General features: G+C 53.8%; 17 protein-coding genes. 12 read left to right on the top strand and 5 right to left on the bottom strand.

The annotated features are described in order from the left end of the window. Positions 1–38: 38 nt before the first annotated feature. Together HV157_RS09590 and hemB are read right to left on the bottom strand one after the other, a co-directional pair. On the bottom strand, positions 39–1,739 hold the full coding sequence (locus HV157_RS09590) for a lysophospholipid acyltransferase family protein (protein ID WP_121340295.1): 1,701 nt from the start codon (positions 1,737–1,739) through the stop codon (positions 39–41). Between the two features lie 132 nt (positions 1,740–1,871). Continuing rightward, positions 1,872–2,846 carry a porphobilinogen synthase gene (hemB, locus tag HV157_RS09585; RefSeq protein ID WP_020885251.1) on the bottom strand — a complete coding sequence of 325 codons (975 nt, stop codon included), beginning with the start codon at positions 2,844–2,846 and terminating at the stop codon, positions 1,872–1,874. A 563-nt stretch (positions 2,847–3,409) separates the two neighbouring features. On the opposite strand from hemB, the gene HV157_RS09580 reads away from it, so the two are divergent. From HV157_RS09580 to HV157_RS09570, 3 genes are all read left to right on the top strand, one after another. Beyond that, on the top strand, positions 3,410–4,390 hold the full coding sequence (locus tag HV157_RS09580) for an IS5-like element IS5 family transposase (RefSeq protein ID WP_000019402.1): 981 nt from the start codon (positions 3,410–3,412) through the stop codon (positions 4,388–4,390). A 158-nt stretch (positions 4,391–4,548) separates the two neighbouring features. Next, on the top strand, positions 4,549–7,269 hold the full coding sequence (locus HV157_RS09575) for an autotransporter outer membrane beta-barrel domain-containing protein (protein ID WP_182268649.1): 2,721 nt from the start codon (positions 4,549–4,551) through the stop codon (positions 7,267–7,269). 91 nt (positions 7,270–7,360) lie between these two features. Beyond that, complete coding sequence (locus HV157_RS09570; RefSeq protein WP_014168808.1) at positions 7,361–7,984, top strand: helix-turn-helix domain-containing protein; 624 nt, start codon at positions 7,361–7,363, stop codon at positions 7,982–7,984. Here HV157_RS09570 and ampH read toward each other — a convergent pair. Continuing rightward, positions 7,981–9,147 carry a D-alanyl-D-alanine-carboxypeptidase/endopeptidase AmpH gene (gene ampH / locus HV157_RS09565; protein ID WP_182268246.1) on the bottom strand — a complete coding sequence of 389 codons (1,167 nt, stop codon included), beginning with the start codon at positions 9,145–9,147 and terminating at the stop codon, positions 7,981–7,983. The genes HV157_RS09570 and ampH overlap by 4 nt on opposite strands. Before the next feature lie 204 nt (positions 9,148–9,351). On the opposite strand from ampH, the gene HV157_RS09560 reads away from it, so the two are divergent. From HV157_RS09560 to HV157_RS09550, 3 genes are all read left to right on the top strand, one after another. After that, positions 9,352–9,885: an isochorismatase family protein gene (locus tag HV157_RS09560; protein WP_025205011.1), complete on the top strand. Its 534-nt coding sequence runs from the start codon at positions 9,352–9,354 to the stop codon at positions 9,883–9,885. A gap of 111 nt (positions 9,886–9,996) precedes the next feature. Continuing rightward, positions 9,997–11,217 carry a peptide antibiotic transporter SbmA gene (gene sbmA, locus HV157_RS09555; RefSeq protein ID WP_025205008.1) on the top strand — a complete coding sequence of 407 codons (1,221 nt, stop codon included), beginning with the start codon at positions 9,997–9,999 and terminating at the stop codon, positions 11,215–11,217. A gap of 14 nt (positions 11,218–11,231) precedes the next feature. Then, on the top strand, positions 11,232–12,329 hold the full coding sequence (locus HV157_RS09550) for a DUF1615 domain-containing protein (RefSeq protein ID WP_182268247.1): 1,098 nt from the start codon (positions 11,232–11,234) through the stop codon (positions 12,327–12,329). Here the strand turns inward: HV157_RS09550 and HV157_RS09545 are convergent. Then, positions 12,326–12,628: a DUF2755 family protein gene (locus HV157_RS09545; protein ID WP_020885246.1), complete on the bottom strand. Its 303-nt coding sequence runs from the start codon at positions 12,626–12,628 to the stop codon at positions 12,326–12,328. The genes HV157_RS09550 and HV157_RS09545 overlap by 4 nt on opposite strands. Positions 12,629–12,876: 248 nt before the next feature. Here HV157_RS09545 and HV157_RS09540 point away from each other — a divergent pair, with 248 nt between their 5' ends. After that, complete coding sequence (locus HV157_RS09540; RefSeq protein WP_025205000.1) at positions 12,877–13,113, top strand: DUF2754 family protein; 237 nt, start codon at positions 12,877–12,879, stop codon at positions 13,111–13,113. Here HV157_RS09540 and ddlA read toward each other — a convergent pair. Then, positions 13,110–14,210 (bottom strand): D-alanine--D-alanine ligase, encoded by a 1,101-nt coding sequence (ddlA, locus tag HV157_RS09535; RefSeq protein WP_020885244.1) that lies wholly within the window; start codon positions 14,208–14,210, stop codon positions 13,110–13,112. The two genes, HV157_RS09540 and ddlA, sit on opposite strands and share 4 nt — an antisense overlap. A gap of 103 nt (positions 14,211–14,313) precedes the next feature. On the opposite strand from ddlA, the gene HV157_RS09530 reads away from it, so the two are divergent. The 5 genes from HV157_RS09530 to psiF all read left to right on the top strand — a co-directional run bounded on the left by HV157_RS09530 (position 14,314) and on the right by psiF (position 18,775). Next, entirely contained in the window at positions 14,314–14,997 is a 684-nt protein-coding gene (locus tag HV157_RS09530) for an extensin family protein (RefSeq protein ID WP_104440500.1), read from the top strand. A gap of 169 nt (positions 14,998–15,166) precedes the next feature. Next, on the top strand, positions 15,167–16,381 hold the full coding sequence (locus tag HV157_RS09525; RefSeq protein WP_020885242.1) for a multidrug efflux MFS transporter: 1,215 nt from the start codon (positions 15,167–15,169) through the stop codon (positions 16,379–16,381). A gap of 208 nt (positions 16,382–16,589) precedes the next feature. Further along, positions 16,590–16,850, top strand: coding sequence for an anti-adapter protein IraP (gene iraP, locus HV157_RS09520; RefSeq protein WP_014168818.1), 261 nt, complete (start codon positions 16,590–16,592; stop codon positions 16,848–16,850). Between the two features lie 99 nt (positions 16,851–16,949). Then, entirely contained in the window at positions 16,950–18,365 is a 1,416-nt protein-coding gene (phoA, locus tag HV157_RS09515; RefSeq protein WP_020885241.1) for an alkaline phosphatase, read from the top strand. Between the two features lie 89 nt (positions 18,366–18,454). After that, on the top strand, positions 18,455–18,775 hold the full coding sequence (gene psiF / locus HV157_RS09510) for a phosphate starvation-inducible protein PsiF (protein WP_014168820.1): 321 nt from the start codon (positions 18,455–18,457) through the stop codon (positions 18,773–18,775). The last annotated feature ends 24 nt before the right edge of the window (positions 18,776–18,799 follow it).

The raw sequence follows: 18,799 nt of genomic DNA, 5'->3' as shown, positions 1-18,799 counted from the left end.
CCCCTGACCCTCTCCCGACGGGAGAGGGGAAAGCAGGGTTACAAATGCGCCTCAATATAGCGCTGATAGCGGTTCGCCTTCAGATAACACAAATCCACCAGCACCAGGCCATCAACGCAGTTGTTGAATGCCGGGTCGCTTCCGAAATCAATAAACTGTACGCCACCCGGTTCGCACAGCTCGGAATACTGCTTGTAGAGCGGCGGAATGCCGCAGCCCAGATTGCCGAGCAGGGATTTCAGCTTCGTCAGATCGTCGACATAATCCACGCCGCCAAACTGCGCCAGCACGTCCGGAAGCGATGCCGGGTAGGGCTGGCGTGACGCCGCGAGCGGATGGCTTGCCGGGAACCAGAGGCGGTAGAACGCCACCAGCAGATCCCGCGCGGCAGGCGGTAAGCCCCCGGAAATCGAGACCGGACCAAACAGATAGCGGTAGTGAGGATAACGTGCCAGATAGGCACCAATGCCTGACCACAGATAGTCCAGACCGCGGCGTCCCCAGTAGCGCGGCTGAATAAAGCTGCGCCCGAGCTCAATGCCGTGCTCCAGCACATCCTGCATTTTGTCGTCGTAGTGGAACAGGCTGTAGCTGTACAGTCCTTCCGGCCCCCGACGCTCCACTTGTCTGGCGGTGGGCATAAAGCGATACGCGCCGACAATCTCCAGGTCCTCATCGTCCCATAAGATCAGATGCAGATAATCATCATCGTAGCTGTCAGTGTCCCGGCGTTTACCGCTCCCTTCTTCCACCGCGCGAAACGCAATCTCACGCAGGCGGCCCAGTTCGCGTAGCAGTGGCGCCTCTTCCTGGCCGTTACGCTGCCAGAGATAGATGGATTTTCCATCGCCGGTTTTGCCCAGACATTCGGCCTGCGCCAGCTCGCGTTTTAGCGTGGCCCGGTCTTCCGGACGGGCAATGGCGCACTGGGTTTTAAAGACGCCAGGCACTCCCTTGCCAAGACGTATCACGTGCTGACGGCACTTTTCGGCCATCTCACGCGACGAAAGGGTGGCGCTATACCAGTCACTCCAGGCAATCTGCTGACCGATTGTAATCGGCAGCTGGCTATGGCGACGGCGGAACATCTGCTGCATCAGCAGCAGCATGGATAACGTCGGCGATACCAGCGTGCTGGCATAAAAGAGGAGGCTGTTGTGCGCCTGAATATGTACCGGCAGCAGTGGGGCGCGCAGTTTGGTGGCGAGTTTGATAAATCCCGAGTGCCATTTTTTATCGCGAATGCCTTTTCGCGTCGGCCGGGAAACTTCACCCGCCGGGAAGAAGATCAGCACGCCCGCGTTTTGCAGATGTTGTTCCATCTGTACCAGCGACGTTTTTGCCGTTCTGCCGCCCATATTATCGACCGGGATAAACAGCGAGCTTAGCGGCTCCAGGTGGGTCAGCATCCGGTTGGTCACGACTTTGACATCGCGTCGCACGCGCGAGACGGCGTACATCAGCGCCAGCCCGTCCAGAGTTCCTGTCGGGTGGTTGGCAATGATAACCAGAGGGCCATGTTCGGGGATTTGTTCGAGATCGCGGGCGGAAACGGTGCAGAGAATATCAAGGTGCTCCAGAACTTGCTCCACCGTATCCAGTCCTTTCAGGTGGCGGTGTGCTGCGGCAAATTGCTGGAATTCTTCTTCGTAAAACAGCCTTTTTAACAGACTTTTTTGCCAGGGTGCCGGCCTCGCCTGAGGCCAAAGGTCATCGAGAACGCTATCGAGACTAAACATGATCACTCCTCCTGCCGTCTTGCGATGACAGTAGAAGGGGGAGATGTCGGTTGTATTGCAGTTTGGTGAAGTTTCGTGAGGCAGGGAGAGCAGGCCGGGTCAGGCGAAACCGCCCCCCGGCACCGTTGCGCCTTAGCGCAGAATTTTCTTCTCAGCCAGATCCAGCGCAAAGTAGCTGAAGATCAGATCCGCACCCGCGCGTTTGATCGCACCCAGGCTTTCCAGGATCACTTTCTCTTCATCGATCGCACCCGCCATGGCGGCGAATTTGATCATCGCGTACTCGCCGCTGACCTGGTACGCGCCCAGCGGCAGCGAGGTGCGTTCGCGAATATCACGCAGGATGTCGAGATAGGCTCCCGCTGGTTTCACCATCAGGGCGTCTGCGCCCTGGGCTTCATCGAGCAGGGATTCACGGATAGCTTCCCGACGGTTGAGTGGGTTCATCTGATACGTTTTACGATCGCCTTTCAGCGCCGTACCGGCTGCTTCACGGAACGGGCCGTAGAAAGAGGAGGCAAATTTGGTGGAGTAGGACATGATGGCCGTGTCGGTAAAACCGGCAGCATCCAGCGCCTGGCGGATAGCCTGCACCTGCCCGTCCATCGCAGCCGATGGCGCGATGAAATCAGCACCCGCAGCGGCAGCAACCACCGCCTGCTTACCAAGATTCAGCAGGGTAGCATCGTTATCCACACCGTGATCGCACAGCACGCCGCAGTGGCCGTGAGAGGTATATTCGCAGAAACAGGTGTCGGACATCACGACCATTTCCGGCACGGTCTCTTTGCAAATGCGCGACATACGGGCGACCAGACCGTCCTCTTTCCAGGCATCGCTGCCGGTGGCGTCAGTATGATGGGAGATGCCGAAGGTCATCACCGAGCGGATCCCTGCATTGGCGATACGTTCGATTTCACGCGCCAGATGTTTTTCAGGAATGCGCATCACGCCAGGCATGGCTTCGATGGCCTTGTAGTCGTCAATCTCTTCTTCAACAAAAATCGGCAACACCAGATCGTTTAAGGTCAGTGTTGTCTCTTCAAACATAGCGCGTAGTGCGGGTGACTTGCGCAGGCGACGGGGACGAGCAATTAAATCGGTCATGGTATGCCTGAGGTTTGTGGAACAAAGAGGGTTAGTGTACCTCAAAGTGAAAGAAGGTGTTTTACCAAAGTGGGCATTTTGTCGAGGGGGAATCCCGATGCCAACGCGTTACGCGAACAATAATATTCTCCCTTCGACTGGCGTTAATTGTTCTCGAAATATTGGTTTTATTTCTATGATGAAGTAAATATATCATTGAAAATGATCTATTTATTTTTATTATATTTTTTATCTTTATAAGAGGGTGTTTTAACTGCCTGTTTTATAATGATTATTGATGGCATTGCATCGCTTCTGCATTATTTTCATGTTGTTTGTCTGAATGCGGACTTAATGGAATGATTCATTGAACCTTTTCAGATTGAAAATGCATAATTCCCTCCGCAATTAAGTATTGCAAAATCGTTAGATGGACAAACTTGCTTACGTCCCTGAGGAGGGATGACCCAATGCAAACATGGAAAAAGAAACTGGTTGTATCACAACTTGCATTAGGGAAGGTGCGAACAAGTCCCTGATATGAGATCATGTTTGTCATCTGGAGCCATGGAACAGGGTTCATCATGAGTCATCAACTTACCTTCGCCGACAGTGAATTCAGCAGTAAGCGCCGTCAGACCAGAAAAGAGATTTTCTTGTCCCGCATGGAGCAGATTCTGCCATGGCAAAACATGGTGGAAGTCATCGAGCCGTTTTACCCCAAGGCTGGTAATGGCCGGCGACCTTATCCGCTGGAAACCATGCTACGCATTCACTGCATGCAGCATTGGTACAACCTGAGCGATGGCGCGATGGAAGATGCTCTGTACGAAATCGCCTCCATGCGTCTGTTTGCCCGGTTATCCCTGGATAGCGCCTTGCCGGACCGCACCACCATCATGAATTTCCGCCACCTGCTGGAGCAGCATCAACTGGCCCGCCAATTGTTCAAGACCATCAATCGCTGGCTGGCCGAAGCAGGCGTCATGATGACTCAAGGCACCTTGGTCGATGCCACCATCATTGAGGCACCCAGCTCGACCAAGAACAAAGAGCAGCAACGCGATCCGGAGATGCATCAGACCAAGAAAGGCAATCAGTGGCACTTTGGCATGAAGGCCCACATTGGTGTCGATGCCAAGAGTGGCCTGACCCACAGCCTAGTCACCACCGCGGCCAACGAGCATGACCTCAATCAGCTGGGTAATCTGCTGCATGGAGAGGAGCAATTTGTCTCAGCCGATGCCGGCTACCAAGGGGCGCCACAGCGCGAGGAGCTGGCCGAGGTGGATGTGGACTGGCTGATCGCCGAGCGCCCCGGCAAGGTAAGAACCTTGAAACAGCATCCACGCAAGAACAAAACGGCCATCAACATCGAATACATGAAAGCCAGCATCCGGGCCAAGGTGGAGCACCCATTTCGCATCATCAAGCGACAGTTCGGCTTCGTGAAAGCCAGATACAAGGGGTTGCTGAAAAACGATAACCAACTGGCGATGTTATTCACGCTGGCCAACCTGTTTCGGGCGGACCAAATGATACGTCAGTGGGAGAGATCTCACTAAAAACTGGGGATAACGCCTTAAATGGCGAAGAAACGGTCTAAATAGGCTGATTCAAGGCATTTACGGGAGAAAAAATCGGCTCAAACATGAAGAAATGAAATGACTGAGTCAGCCGAGAAGAATTTCCCCACTTATTCGCACCTTCCTTAGCCTGCACCCTGGCTATCGCTTCTCAGGCCAATGCGAAGGATATTTCTGGTACGACATATAATACCTTCGGATATGATAATACGGCAGCAGCACCCTGGTATTATGGTTACGCTGACTGGGATTACTCTGATGCGACGCACGATGGTGATATTTATCCGGTGATTAATAAATCCACCGTGAATGGTGTTATATCAACCTATTATTTGGATGATGGTATCAATGGGCGGGCGAATGCGCTGAGCATTTCCAACAGCACCATTAATGGCATGATCACTTCAGAATGCATGACCGCGTCATGTGCTGATGGCGTGGATACGGACGGCACAACCCATTCTCAATACGACCGTTTTAGCCTGACCGTCGATAACTCCACGATCAATGATACTTACGAGCATTATGCGTATGACGTTGTGAACGGGGAAAATACGGAAACGCATTATCTGGACACCTATGCGCTGGGCAATGCAATTACCCTGGATGTGGAATCGGATATTGTTATTCAGAATAACTCTCACATCGCCGGCATTACCCTGACTCAGGGGTATCAGGAACGGGATAATACCCCGTATGACGGTGTGGAAGGTGTGGCGAACAGCAGCAATGTCTTTACCGACACGCTGCTGGTGAAAGACTCGGTGCTGACCTCTGGCGCATACAGTGACCTGGGCACCAGCGGGTTCTATGGTCAAACCGCGAAGCCGAGTGATTACGGTGAAACCAATGCCACTGCGGCTGACGACGCGGCGCTGATTGTTGCTGCCAGTGCGTCTGACAACGCGATGCAGACCACCGCAACGTTCGATCACTCCACGATCACCGGCGATATCCTGTTCTCCAGTACCTTCGATAACAACTTCTACCCGAACGGCGATCCGGCAACCGATACGACGGCTGACGGTATATACAACCCAACCACCAACGGCTGGGATGACACCGATAAGCTGGACGTCACGCTGACCAATGGCAGCAAATGGGTCGGCGCAGCGCAGTCCAGCGTTGAGGCCATCGGCACCGTGCAGATGTATGGCCTGGGCTACAGTGACGTTGACTGGCGCACCCTTTCTCCAGATAGCATCTGGCCGGATTCCACGTTCGACAATAATGGACATGTCGCGGGTGAAGCGGTCTATCAGAGCGGTCTGTTCAACGTCACGCTGGATAACGGCTCTGAGTGGGATACCCGTAAGCTCTCTAACATCGACACGCTGACGGTGAATAATCATTCGCAGGTCAATGTTGAAAACTCGGGCCTGCTGGCTGATTCCATCACCCTGTCCAACGCTTCATCTCTGAACATCGGTGACAATGGTGCCGTGGCAACCGACAGCCTCTATCTGGACAGCGACAGCCGTGCGGCCCTGACAGAGGAAACCGCGGAGCTGTATGCCAATACCATTACCGTGGACAACGGTGCGGAGCTGTCTCTCGGCCTCGGCCAGGTGGATACGCACAATATGGTGTTAACGGATGGCGGCGTGCTGAACGTGGCCAGCCGTGATTACGTGTTGAACAGCGATCTGAACAACGCCCGCTATATCACCAACGATATGAGCAAAGCCGATTACGACTACGGCGTTGTGGCACTCAACGCTGACGGCCATCTGGCCGTGAATGGTGACGTGGCAGGGAATTACGCCGTGCGTATCGACAACGCCACCGGCGCCGGCTCTGTTGCTGACTATAAAGGCCAGGAGATTATCCGTGTTTATGACAACAACACGGAGACCCGCGCCAGCTTCACTGCGGCAAATAAAGCCGATTTAGGGGCATATACTTATCAGGCGCAGCAGAAAGGCGACACTGTTGTTCTGCAACAGCAAGCGCTGACCGATTATGCCAACATGGCGCTGAGTATCCCGTCTGCCAACACCAACATCTGGAATCTGCAGCAGGATGCAGTTAGTGCGCGTCTGACCAACAGCCGTCATGGCCTGGCGGATAACGGCGGGGCATGGGTAAGCTACGTTGGCGGCAACTTCGACGGCGATAATGGCGTTATCAGCTACGATCAGGACGTGAGCGGTATCATGGTTGGTCTGGATACCCTGATTGACGGTAATAATGCGAAGTGGATCGTCGGGGGTGCGGCAGGTTTCGCCAAAGGCGATATCAGCGATCGCACCGGTCAGGTGGATCAGGACAGCCAGACGGCAATGATGTACGCGTCCGCGAAGTTTGCGAACGATCTGTTCATCGACAGTTCCCTGAGCTACACCCGGTTCAACAACGATCTCTCCGCGACCATGAGCAATGGTCAGTATGTTGACGGTAACACTACCACCGACGCCGTTGGTTTTGGGTTGAAACTGGGCTATGACTGGAAACCAAACCTCTCTGGTTATGTGACGCCATACGCAGCCGTGTCGGGTCTGTTCCAGTCCGGTGATGACTATCGCCTCAGCAACGACATGCGCATGGATAGTCAATCCTATGACAGCCTGCGTTACGAAGCGGGTGTGGATGCCGGTTACACCTTTAACTACGGCGGTGACCAGGCACTTACGCCTTACTTCAAACTCGCTTATGTCTATGACGACGCTGGTAACGATGCCGATGTTAACGGTGACAGCATTGATAATGGCGTGAAAGGCTCCGCAGTGCGGGTTGGTCTGGGTACCCAGTTTAGTTTTACGAAGAACTTCAGTGCTTACACTGATGCCACTTATCTGGGCGGCGGTGACGTTGACCAGAACTGGGGTGCAAATCTGGGTGTGAAATATACCTGGTAATAAATAAAAGCGGGGGATAAGCCCCCGCTTTTTTATAGATGACAATAAAAAATAATAGTGAACCGACAAATACGGATGTCTTGAGGTCTGCATGAACGTTAATGCGAAACCACTTTCTGAATTAAGCCGGCTCGAAGCATGTTTGATAGCAGCCAGTACCCCGTTTAAATCTGCTCCACAGCAATTAATTACCTCGGGCAAGGGGAGTGAGCCTTGTACCTACGTATTCCAGACCGGCGTTATTGAAGTTTATCGTCATTCAGACGATCTGCTGGTTGGCATTGCGTCAGCCCCTTTTATTTTTGGCCTGTCTGCCGTAGTGATTAACCACAGTCAGGAATACAGAGTCACTGCCAAAACGGCCTGTACCGGTTTTTATTTGCCCGCGGCGACCACCCGTCAACTCATTCAACAGCATTCGCTCTGGAAAGACGCGTTTTGCTGGTTATCCTGGATAAATTACATTCTGGGCAAACGCGACAGGCAACTGGTGGGAAATAACTCCTATCACCAGATCCGCGCAATGCTGCTGAATATGGCCGAGTGGGATGAAACGCTGCGTTCAAAAATTGGTGTGATGAATCATATACAACAAAGCACGCGTATTTCACGCTCTGTCGTTGCCGAAGTGCTCGCTGCTTTGCGACAAGGCAACTATATCAATATGAGCCGGGGCAAACTGGTCAGCATCAACCGTTTGCCCACGGAATATTAAGGCTGGATGGAGGCGGTGAGCACCTGGGCTTTATTGGCGCTCAGTTCAGCCACCAGGTTATTGATGCCATCGCTCATATTGACGAAACGCGTATTTGGAGAGCGGGTGACGACCACAAACGCGCCCACGTTGGACTGCGGGATCATCGCCATATAGGTGATGAATCCACCGCCGCCACCGGTTTTCTGAATAATGCCCGGTCGGCCATTTTTGGGTGCCATATAGACCCAGCCCATGCCCAGCGCGTCGGCTTTACCCGGTACGTCCATGCCGATCACGCGGTGCAACTGGCTACGCTGGTAAATCAGGGTCTGCATGCGATCGGCCTGGTGACTGCGCGCATAGAAATCTGATGAGAGGAACTGCTGCATCCAGCGCATCATGTCGCCTGGCGTTGAATAGACCCCGCCACTGCCGATGGCTGCCAGGGTGTTATTACACGGGCTTGCGCCTTTCTCTGCCACCATCAGGCGTCGGCACTGATCCGGAGAAGGGGTAAAGGTGGTGTCCTTCATGCCGAGCGGGCGCGTTATCTGCTCTTCAAAGAGCTGCGGGTAAGGTTTGCCTGCTGCCGTTGAGAGCGCATCTGCCAGCAGGTCAAACGCCAGGTTTGAGTAAGATGCCTGTGAACCCGGGGCCGATTTCAGCGTGGCGGTGCTCAGGTAGTTCCAGCGCTGTTCGCGCGTTGGCCAGACAAAAACGTCACGGTGCGCCGCGCCGCCGGGTTGTTCGCGTGGCAGCGCGCTGGTATGGGTGGCAAGGTTTACCAGCGTGATGGGCGTGCCCTGATAGGTTGGAACGCGTGCGCCTGGCGGCGCATATTTGTTGAGCGGATCGTCGAGCTTGACCACGCCCTGATCGAGTAATTTCACCAGCATTTCGCTGGTCATCAGCTTGGTTAAGGACGCAATGCGGATCACGGAATCCAGCTGCGGGTGAACGTTATTTCCCGGTCGCGTTTCGCCAAAGCTGCGAAATACGCGCTGGTTGCCGTCGATGACCACCATCGCCATCCCGGTCGCGCCACTGCCGTAATAGATAAGGTTCGCGTAGCGATCGGCAATATCTGAAGCCAAAACGGGGGCCGTCAGCGGCTGAGCTGCCTGGGCGGTGGAGAAGCTCACCGCACACAGCGCGGCAAAAGAGAGCAGACAACGTTTCAACGAAAAGCATCCATGAATTGAATGAGAAAAGTAATGGGTATTTATACTACTAAAGCGCACGGTGCAATGCCCCGAATTGCATAACGATAGCGAGAAAAACGTAACCATGGGTAAATAAGCATAATTTCCTGGCGACCAGTCTCCCATTTTGTGACATCGGCCGTATGATAGAGGCCAGTGTCACTCAATCTTGCGGAGAACGATATGTCAGTGAAGCGTGTGGTTATGGTTGTCGATATGCAGCAAGGGGTGTTTGCAACGCCGCGTTACCAGCGCGAAAAATGTGTTTCGCTTATCAATCAGCTCACGCAGGCCGCCGAACGGGTGATTTTTATTCAGCATACCGGTGAAGGCGGTCTGGAAGAGGGGAGCGAAGGGTTTGCGCTGCTGCCTGAACTCCATCAGCCCGCTGACGCGCTTTACGTCACCAAGACTGCCTGCGATGCATTTTATAACACCGCACTTGAAGCGGTGTTGCGCGAGCAAGGTATTCGCGAGTTTGTCATCTGCGGCTGTGCCACCGATTACTGTGTCGACGCGACCATCAAGAACGGGGTCAGCCGTGGCTATCACATTACCGTGGCGGAAGATGCCCATACCACGGCTAATCGTCCGGCAGCCGACGCGCCGATTCTGATTAACCATTACAACGACGTCTGGCGTGACTTTATTGCGCCGGCCAATCCTCTCGCGGTGAAACGCACCGAAACAATTCTCGAAAACTGGAAAGCGAACTAATAATTAACCCTCGGGTCTGACCTTTTTGCCTGCGCCGTCTGGCTCAGGCGAGATTTTCGTGTGGTGATGTGTTGAGCACAGCAACAGCCATAACAACAAGAAGGAAGCATTATGTTTAAGTCTTTTTTCCCAAAGCCGGGGCCTTTTTTCCTGTCGGCATTTATTTGGGCACTGATCGCTGTCATTTTCTGGCAGGCTGGCGGCGGGGCGTGGCTGGCCCGCATTACGGGCGCAACGGGTGACGTCCCGATCAGCGCCGCCCGCTTCTGGTCGCTTAGCTATTTGCTGTTTTACGCCTACTACATGGTATGCGTTGGCCTGTTTGCCCTGTTCTGGTTTGTCTATGCGCCGCACCGCTGGCAATACTGGTCGATTCTGGGAACCTCGCTGATTATCTTTGTGACCTGGTTCCTGGTGGAAGTGGGGGTGGCAGTAAACGCCTGGTATGCCCCGTTCTACGACCTTATCCAGACCGCGCTGAGTTCGCCGCATAAGGTAACCATTAACCAGTTTTACCATGAGGTGGGCATTTTCCTCGGTATCGCGTTGATAGCGGTGGTGATCGGGGTGATGAACAACTTCTTCGTCAGCCACTACGTTTTCCGCTGGCGTACCGCGATGAACGAACACTACATGGCGCACTGGCAACACCTGCGTCATATCGAAGGTGCAGCACAGCGTGTGCAGGAAGACACCATGCGTTTTGCCTCCACCCTTGAAGACATGGGCGTCAGCTTTATCAACGCCATCATGACGCTGATTGCCTTCCTGCCGGTGCTGGTGACGCTCTCGGCTCACGTGCCGGATCTGCCTGTTGTCGGTCATCTGCCGTATGGGCTGGTGATTGCGGCGATTGTCTGGTCTCTGATGGGGACGGGGCTGCTGGCGGTGGTCGGGATTAAGCTGCCGGGGCTGGAGTTTAAAAATCAACGCGTGGAAGCGGCTTATCGTAAAGAGCTGGTCTATGGTGAAGATGATGCTAATCGTGCCTCACCACCAACCGTACGTGAGCTGTTTGGTGCCGTGCGTCGCAACTATTTCCGTCTCTACTTCCACTATATGTATTTCAATATTGCGCGCATTTTGTATCTGCAGGTCGATAACGTTTTCGGTTTGTTCCTGCTGTTCCCGTCCATCGTTGCGGGTACGATTACGCTCGGTCTGATGACCCAGATAACTAACGTTTTTGGTCAGGTGCGTGGCTCATTCCAGTATCTGATCAGCTCCTGGACCACGCTGGTGGAACTGATGTCCATCTATAAACGTTTACGCAGCTTTGAGCGTGAGCTGGACGGCCAGGAACTGCAGGAAGTCACCAATACATTTAGCTAATACAGGGAGTTGCTATGAGCTTTGCCGTACCGCGTGCGTTACCGTTGTCCTTACTGGCCGTTCTGGTGCTGGTGGGGTGTGCCGAAAAAGGGGCTGCCCCGCTTAAAGAAGGGGAGAAGCCTGTTGATGTGGCAAGCGTTGTGCGGCAAAAAATGCCCGCCAGCGTGAAAGATCGCAATGCATGGGCGGATGCGCTGGCAAAAACCTTTGAAAGCCAGAAGATTGCCCCTACCGAGGAGAATATCTGCTCGGTACTGGCGGTGGCGCAGCAGGAATCAATGTACCAGTCAGACCCGGTCGTGCCGGGTCTGAACAAAATAGCCTGGAAAGAGATCGACCGCCGTGCGGAATCGATGCATATCCCGGTATTCCTCGTGCATACCGCGTTTAAGATCACCTCGCCAAATGGAAAAAGCTACAGCGAACGGCTGGACACGGTAAAAACCGAGAAACAGCTCAGCGCCATCTTTGATGATTTCATCAGCATGGTGCCGATGGGGCAGACACTGTTTGGTTCACTTAACCCGGTACACACCGGCGGGCCGATGCAGGTCAGCATTGCCTTTGCGGAAAAGCATACCGACGGCTACCCGTGGAAAATCGACGGTACGGTGCGTCAGGAGGTCTTCTCCCTGCGTGGCGGCCTGTGGTTCGGTACTTATCATCTGCTGAACTATCCGGCGAATTACAGTGAGCCGCTGTACCGCTTTGCGGACTTTAACGCAGGCTGGTATGCCAGCCGTAACGCGGCGTTTCAGAATGCGGTCAGCCGCGCGAGCGGCGTGAAGCTGGCACTGGATGGCGATCTTATTGCCTACGGCAGCAGCGAGGCTGGCACCACGGAGCGGGCGGTGCGGAAATTATCGAACAGGCTTGGCATGAGTGACAGCGACATTCGCCATCAGCTTGAGAAAGGCGATAGTCTGGCGTTTGAGAAAACCGAACTGTACAAGAAAGTCTTTACGCTTGCAGAACAGAAAAGTGGGAAAACGTTACCGAGGGCAATCCTGCCGGGTATTCAGCTGGAAAGCCCGAAGATCACGCGTAACCTGACAACCGCCTGGTTCGCAAAACGCGTGGATGACCGCCGGGCTCGCTGTATGGGGCTTTAAAAGCGACGGCGAAAACGCAGTACTAATGCCACAACGCCTAAAATCATACACCCTGCGAGGAAAGGAATGAGGCCAAACAGGGTGCTTACGCCAAAGCCAATTTCCACTCGCGGGCGTCCGTTATCCTGCACCTGCATCAGGTGTTCATAGACTCCTGGTGCATGAACCAGCATATTGAGTAGCTGCGAACCCGCCCAGAAACAGAACAAGACAAACAGGGCATAAGCGATATTACCCGCCGTGGAGGTTTTTGGTTGTTTACCGCCAAAAATCGGTTTCGACAATGTAAAGTCAGCCATCACGACCTCCCGATAAATCACTCTGTTTTATATGCGTCTTACAGGGTGAGTTTGACAGGTCATAGCATTTGTCAATATCAGAATCGTGTTAATTTACCCTAAGGAATTCTCCTGGATTGTCGAATTCTGCAGCGCATCACAATTTCTTAACTTAATTGAAACAACAGCGTGTTTCAGAATTTCCGCATTAGCCACAGACCTCGTCATAAATCTGTGAGAGGATATCTTTTTTTCCTGCCGGAGTTGTCATGAAGCTCACTTCCAAACTACGCCGTGACTGGCATTACTACGCCTTTGCTATTGGGCTGATCTTTATTCTTAACGGTGTCGTGGGGCTGTTGGGATTTGAAGCAAAAGGGTGGCAAACGTATGCCGTGGGTCTGGTGACCTGGGTTATCAGCTTCTGGCTGGCGGGGATGATTATCCGCCGTCGTCCTGAAGAGACGACAGCGGATGAGACGGAAACGGCGAAAACTCCCGATTAACCGTTTACGGAGCTTTTCAGGGCGCTGTCCGCAGCATGACGCTCCAGCGCCAGTTCAATCAGGCGGGTGATAAGTGCTGAGTAGCTAAGCCCGCTGGCCTGCCACAGCTTGGGATACATGCTGATGTTGGTGAAGCCCGGCAGGGTGTTGATTTCATTAATCACCACCTCGTTTTCAGGCGTCAGGAACACATCCACGCGCGCCATGCCGCTGCAGCCGAGCGTCTGATAAGCGTTAATCGCGATCGCGCGGATCTTATCGTTGATTGCCGGATCGATATTCGCAGGCACAACAACCTGGGCGCCTTTATCATCAATGTATTTAGTGTCGTAAGAGTAGAAATCACTGTTTAACACCACTTCACCGCAGGTGCTTGCCTGTGGGAAATCGTTGCCCAGCACGGCGCACTCAATTTCGCGGCCTTTGATGCCCTGCTCAACCACCACTTTATGGTCAAACTCAAACGCCAGGCTGACCGCTTGCGTGAACTGCGCTTCGCTTGTCACCTTGCTGACCCCGACGGAAGAACCCTGGTTTGCAGGTTTCACAAACAGCGGCAGGCCCAGCTGACCGGAAATCTGAGCGAAGCTGTGTTGGTCACGGTTGGCGCGGGTGAGGGTGACAAACGGCGCAATATTCAGCCCCGCATCACGCAGCAGGCGCTTGGTGACGTCTTTATCCATGCAGGCAGCGGAACCCAGCACATCAGAACCGACAAACGGCAGGTTGGCCATGCGCAGCATCCCCTGCAGCGAACCATCTTCGCCAAGGGTGCCATGAACGATAGGGAAGACCACGTCAATCTGGGCGAGAGACTGCGCATTACCGGCGTCGATGAGTTGCCCTTGCACCACGCCGGGTACGGTCGCGACGCTGATTGCAGAAGGATTGAGGGCGATATGCGCCGGATCGTCAGCATTTAACAGATACTGGCTGGCATCGTTGACATGCCATTGCCCCTGTTTATCTATGCCCAGCAGCACCACGTCGAAACGGCTTTTATCGATTGCATCGACGATATTTTTGGCCGATTGCAATGAAACCTCGTGCTCCGCTGATTTTCCCCCAAAGACAATACCTACGCGCTGCTTTGCCATCTCACTCTCTTCCAGTCTGACGAAAAACCAATAACATACCACGATGCCCAGCGGGTTTCGCGGCCTTCTGCCATAATGTTTTGGGGAATGTTAAGGGGGGAGCGTGAAAGGAAAAACTCTGCTGACCATTTTCATTATTGCGGCTGTCGCAACGGTGGGGTATCACTGGTTGCCGTCTTACTACAACCCTTTCACGCCGCTACATCTCGACGACCCGCCAGGCCGCATTACCCAGTATAAGCTTCGGAACTTAACGCCCCAGGCGTGCGCGAGTCTGTTATCGCAGGCCAATCAACGCGCGCTTATCCGCACACAACCGGTCGCAGACAGCGGTGGGGAGTGTCCACTCCGTAACGTCGTCCGGGTACGTAACTTCGGTCCGGTCAGCCTGAACAGCAGTTTCCTTGCGAGCTGCCCGCTGGCGCTCAGTTCTGCCTTGTTTATCAGCCAGCAGGCCCGGCCACTCACCAGACGCTATACGGGAAGTGAGCTGACGCGTATTGAGCATCTCGGCAGCTTTGCCTGCCGCAACATTTACCATCGCCCCGACGCGCGACGCAGTGAACATGCTACGGCAGAGGCGCTGGATATCACGGCGTTTGGGCTGGCAAACGGTGAGAGGGTCACGGTACAAAACGGCTGGAAGGCGACAAAAACGCAGCCATGGCTGAAAGGCATGCTGGCGGCGAGCTGCAGCTATTACGGTAACAGCCTGGGGCCAGAGTATAACGCTGCCCATGCCAGCCACTTTCACCTGGGGATGCGCGGTTTCGGTCTCTGCCGCTGAAGCATAATATTCCGTCAGAAAATGGATGATTTGTGACTTATTTCACAAATATGATGACTGGGAAGATAAAACACCAAAGTCGGCAAGTGCGCATCTCTGGTGCGACGTCATAACGCGTAACTTGCTAATCTGTCGGCGAATTCGCCTAAAAATGAAGACTATTTCTTTTATGGAATCCTGGAAAGTTAATCTCATCTCGGTCTGGTTCGGGTGCTTCTTTACCGGACTGGCCATCAGCCAGATATTGCCCTTCCTGCCACTGTACGTGTCGCAGCTGGGCGTTACCTCCCATGAAGCGCTCTCCATGTGGTCAGGTCTGACGTTCAGCGTCACGTTTCTGGTCTCTGCCATTGTCTCGCCGATGTGGGGGAGTCTGGCCGACCGCAAAGGGCGCAAGCTGATGCTGCTGCGCGCATCGCTGGGGATGGCGATAGCCATTCTGCTGCAGGCCTTTGCCACTAACGTATGGCAGCTCTTTTTCCTGCGAGCGGTGATGGGGCTGACGTCCGGGTATATTCCGAATGCCATGGCGCTGGTGGCCTCGCAGGTGCCCCGTGAACGCAGCGGCTGGGCGCTGAGTACGCTCTCTACTGCTCAGATAAGCGGGGTCATTGGCGGCCCGCTGCTAGGGGGCTTCCTCGCCGATCATGTGGGGTTGCGCGCGGTGTTTATCATTACGGCCATCCTGCTGGTGGTCAGTTTTCTGGTCACGCTCTTCCTCATTAAAGAGGGAGGACGCCCCGTCATCAGCAAAGCTGAACGCCTGAGCGGCAAGGCCGTTTTCGCCTCGCTGCCCTATCCGGGCCTGATGATCAGCCTGTTTGTGACCACCATGGTGATCCAGCTTTGCAACGGTTCGGTCGGCCCGATTCTGGCGCTGTTTATTAAGTCGATGGAGCCAGACAGCAATAATATTGCTTTCCTCAGCGGGATGATTGCCGCCGTCCCGGGCGTATCAGCCCTCATTTCGGCGCCACGCCTTGGAAAACTGGGCGACAGGATCGGCACGGCGCGTATCCTGATGGCCACGCTGATTTTTGCGGTGGTGCTCTTTTTCGCAATGTCGTTTGTCACTTCTCCGTTTCAGCTTGGCGTGCTGCGGTTTCTGCTGGGCTTTGCCGATGGTGCGATGTTACCCGCGGTGCAAACATTGCTGGTGAAATATTCCAGTGACCAGGTAACGGGCCGTATTTTTGGCTATAACCAGTCGTTTATGTATTTAGGTAACGTTGCCGGTCCGCTTATGGGAGCCGCTGTTTCGGCAATGGCCGGTTTCCGTTGGGTATTTGCTGCTACCGCCATTGTGGTGCTGATAAATATAATTCAACTGGCTATTGCACTGCGTCGCCGCAGACAAATGGCGGAGGCGAAATCGGCGCGATAACCGTTTCGTAGATGTATTATATATTCTTATGGTTGCCGCATTTTTATATAACTAAATGCGGCGTTTTTATAGAAAAACGTTTCGCTGAAAGCCGCGAGGAATCTATTTTTCCTGCCGCATCACTTTTGCATAACATAATAAATTTCTTCTCTTTGCATAATGGATTCAGAATGCTAAGTTCAGACAAAACGGATAAGGAAATAGCACCATGAAAAATCTCATTGCTGAGTTGTTGGTCAAGCTTGCACAAAAGGAAGAAGAGTCAAAAGAGTTGGTCGCCCAGGTTGAAGCGCTGGAAATTGTGGTCACCGCGCTGCTGCGACAAATGGCGAAAAACGAACAACAGACGTTGATTGAGAACGTTGAAGGCGCGCTGGAAAGCGTCAGACCCGATTCCCAGGTGCCGGTTGAGGATGCTGAAATGCTCCGCCAGTACGTAAAAAAGCTGTTAAGGCATCCTCGCAACTAAACCATCACGGAACCTGACGGCGTGTCATAGAAATGTCATGCAGGATGCCTATAGTCGCTCTGTTTTATTTTTTATGTATTTGTACATGGAGAAAATAAATTGAAACAGAGCGCTCTTTTCATCGCATTACTTCCCCTGTTAATGTCACCCGCTATTTATGCCGACAATCACAATACCAGCGTGCTGGATAATCGTGCGGCCAAAGGGGATATCACCCAGCCAGGCGGCGCGCGTCGGTTGACCGAAGATCAAACCGCCGCCATTCGCGCTTCGCTGAATGAGAAACCCGCTAAAAACATTATTCTGCTGATTGGCGACGGGATGGGCGATTCCGAAATAACGGCAGCACGAAATTATGCCGAAGGCGCGGGCGGCTTTTTTAAAGGTATCGACGCACTGCCTCTCACCGGACAATATACCCATTACGCGCTGGATAAAAAAACCGGTAAACCCGATTACGTGACGGATTCTGCTGCCTCTGCCACGGCGTGGTCCACCGGTGTGAAAACCTATAATGGTGCGCTGGGTGTAGATATTCACGAAAAAGATCACCAGACCATTCTGGAGATGGCTAAAGCGGCGGGACTGGCTACCGGCAACGTCTCTACGGCTGAACTTCAGGATGCAACGCCAGCGGCGCTGGTGGCGCATGTTACCTCGCGTAAATGCTACGGCCCGTCGGTGACCAGCGAAAAATGCCCGACTAACGCGCTGGAAAAGGGCGGCAAAGGCTCGATTACGGAACAACTGTTGAACGCACGTCCTGACGTGACGCTGGGCGGCGGGGCGAAAACCTTCGCGGAAACCGCAACGGCGGGCGAATGGCAGGGCAAAACGCTGCGTGAGCAGGCGCAGGCTCGCGGCTATCAGCTGGTGAGCGATGCATCTTCTCTGGCGGCGATTACCGAAGCAAGCCAGGATAAACCGCTGCTGGGTCTTTTCTCTGATGGCAATATGCCGGTGCGCTGGGAAGGGCCAAAAGCGTCCTACCACGGCAACATTGATAAACCTGCCGTAACCTGTACGCCAAACCCAAAACGTACCGACAGCATCCCGACGCTGGCAGCGATGACCGATAAAGCGATCTCACTGCTGAGCAAGAGTGAAAAGGGCTTCTTCCTGCAGGTGGAAGGCGCGTCTATCGATAAACAGGATCATGCGGCTAACCCGTGCGGTCAGATTGGCGAGACGGTCGATCTGGACGAAGCAGTGCAGAAGGCACTTGAGTTCGCGAAGAAAGACGGCAATACCCTGGTGGTCGTTACCGCAGACCATGCGCACGCCAGCCAGATCATCCCAGCGGATACCAAAGCACCGGGCCTGACGCAGGCGCTGAACACCAAAGACGGCGCGGTGATGGTGTTGAGCTATGGCAACTCTGAAGAAGAGTCCATGGAGCATACCGGAACCCAGCTGCGCATCGCAGCATACGGTCCGCATGCGGCAAACGTGGTAGGGCTGACCGATCAAACGGATCTGTTCTACACCATGAAAGCGGCTTTGGGGCTGAAATAATAAAAGCCCGGCGGAAATCACATCTGCCGGGTGGTTTTTTTCCTGTCACGAACCAGACTTACAGTGAATGTTCACAAAAGGATGGTGCAATGAAAACAACATTACTGGTTACTCTGCTCTCGGGTCTGTTCCTGATCTCATCGGCGAACGCGGAAGAGAAAACATTAACGCCGCAGCAGCAACGCATGACCACCTGTAATCAACAGGCGACCGCACAGAGCCTGAAGGGCGATGCCCGTAAGACCTACATGAGCGGTTGCCTCAAAAACGGTGCCGCGAAGCCGGGTGAGAAAAGCCTGACGCCGCAGCAGCAAAAAATGCGCGAGTGTAATGCGAAAGCGACCGAACAGTCCCTGAAAGGCGACGATCGCAGCAAGTTCATGAGTGCCTGTCTGAAGAAAAACGTGTAGTCCTATCGGGTGAGTGGCCCCGGC

It is taken from the genome of Enterobacter sp. RHBSTW-00318 (genome assembly GCF_014101375.1).
Lineage (GTDB): Bacteria > Pseudomonadota > Gammaproteobacteria > Enterobacterales > Enterobacteriaceae > Enterobacter > Enterobacter ludwigii.
The sequence above is the reverse complement of the archived record's forward strand: the minus strand, read 5'-3'. Positions and strand labels throughout refer to the sequence as shown.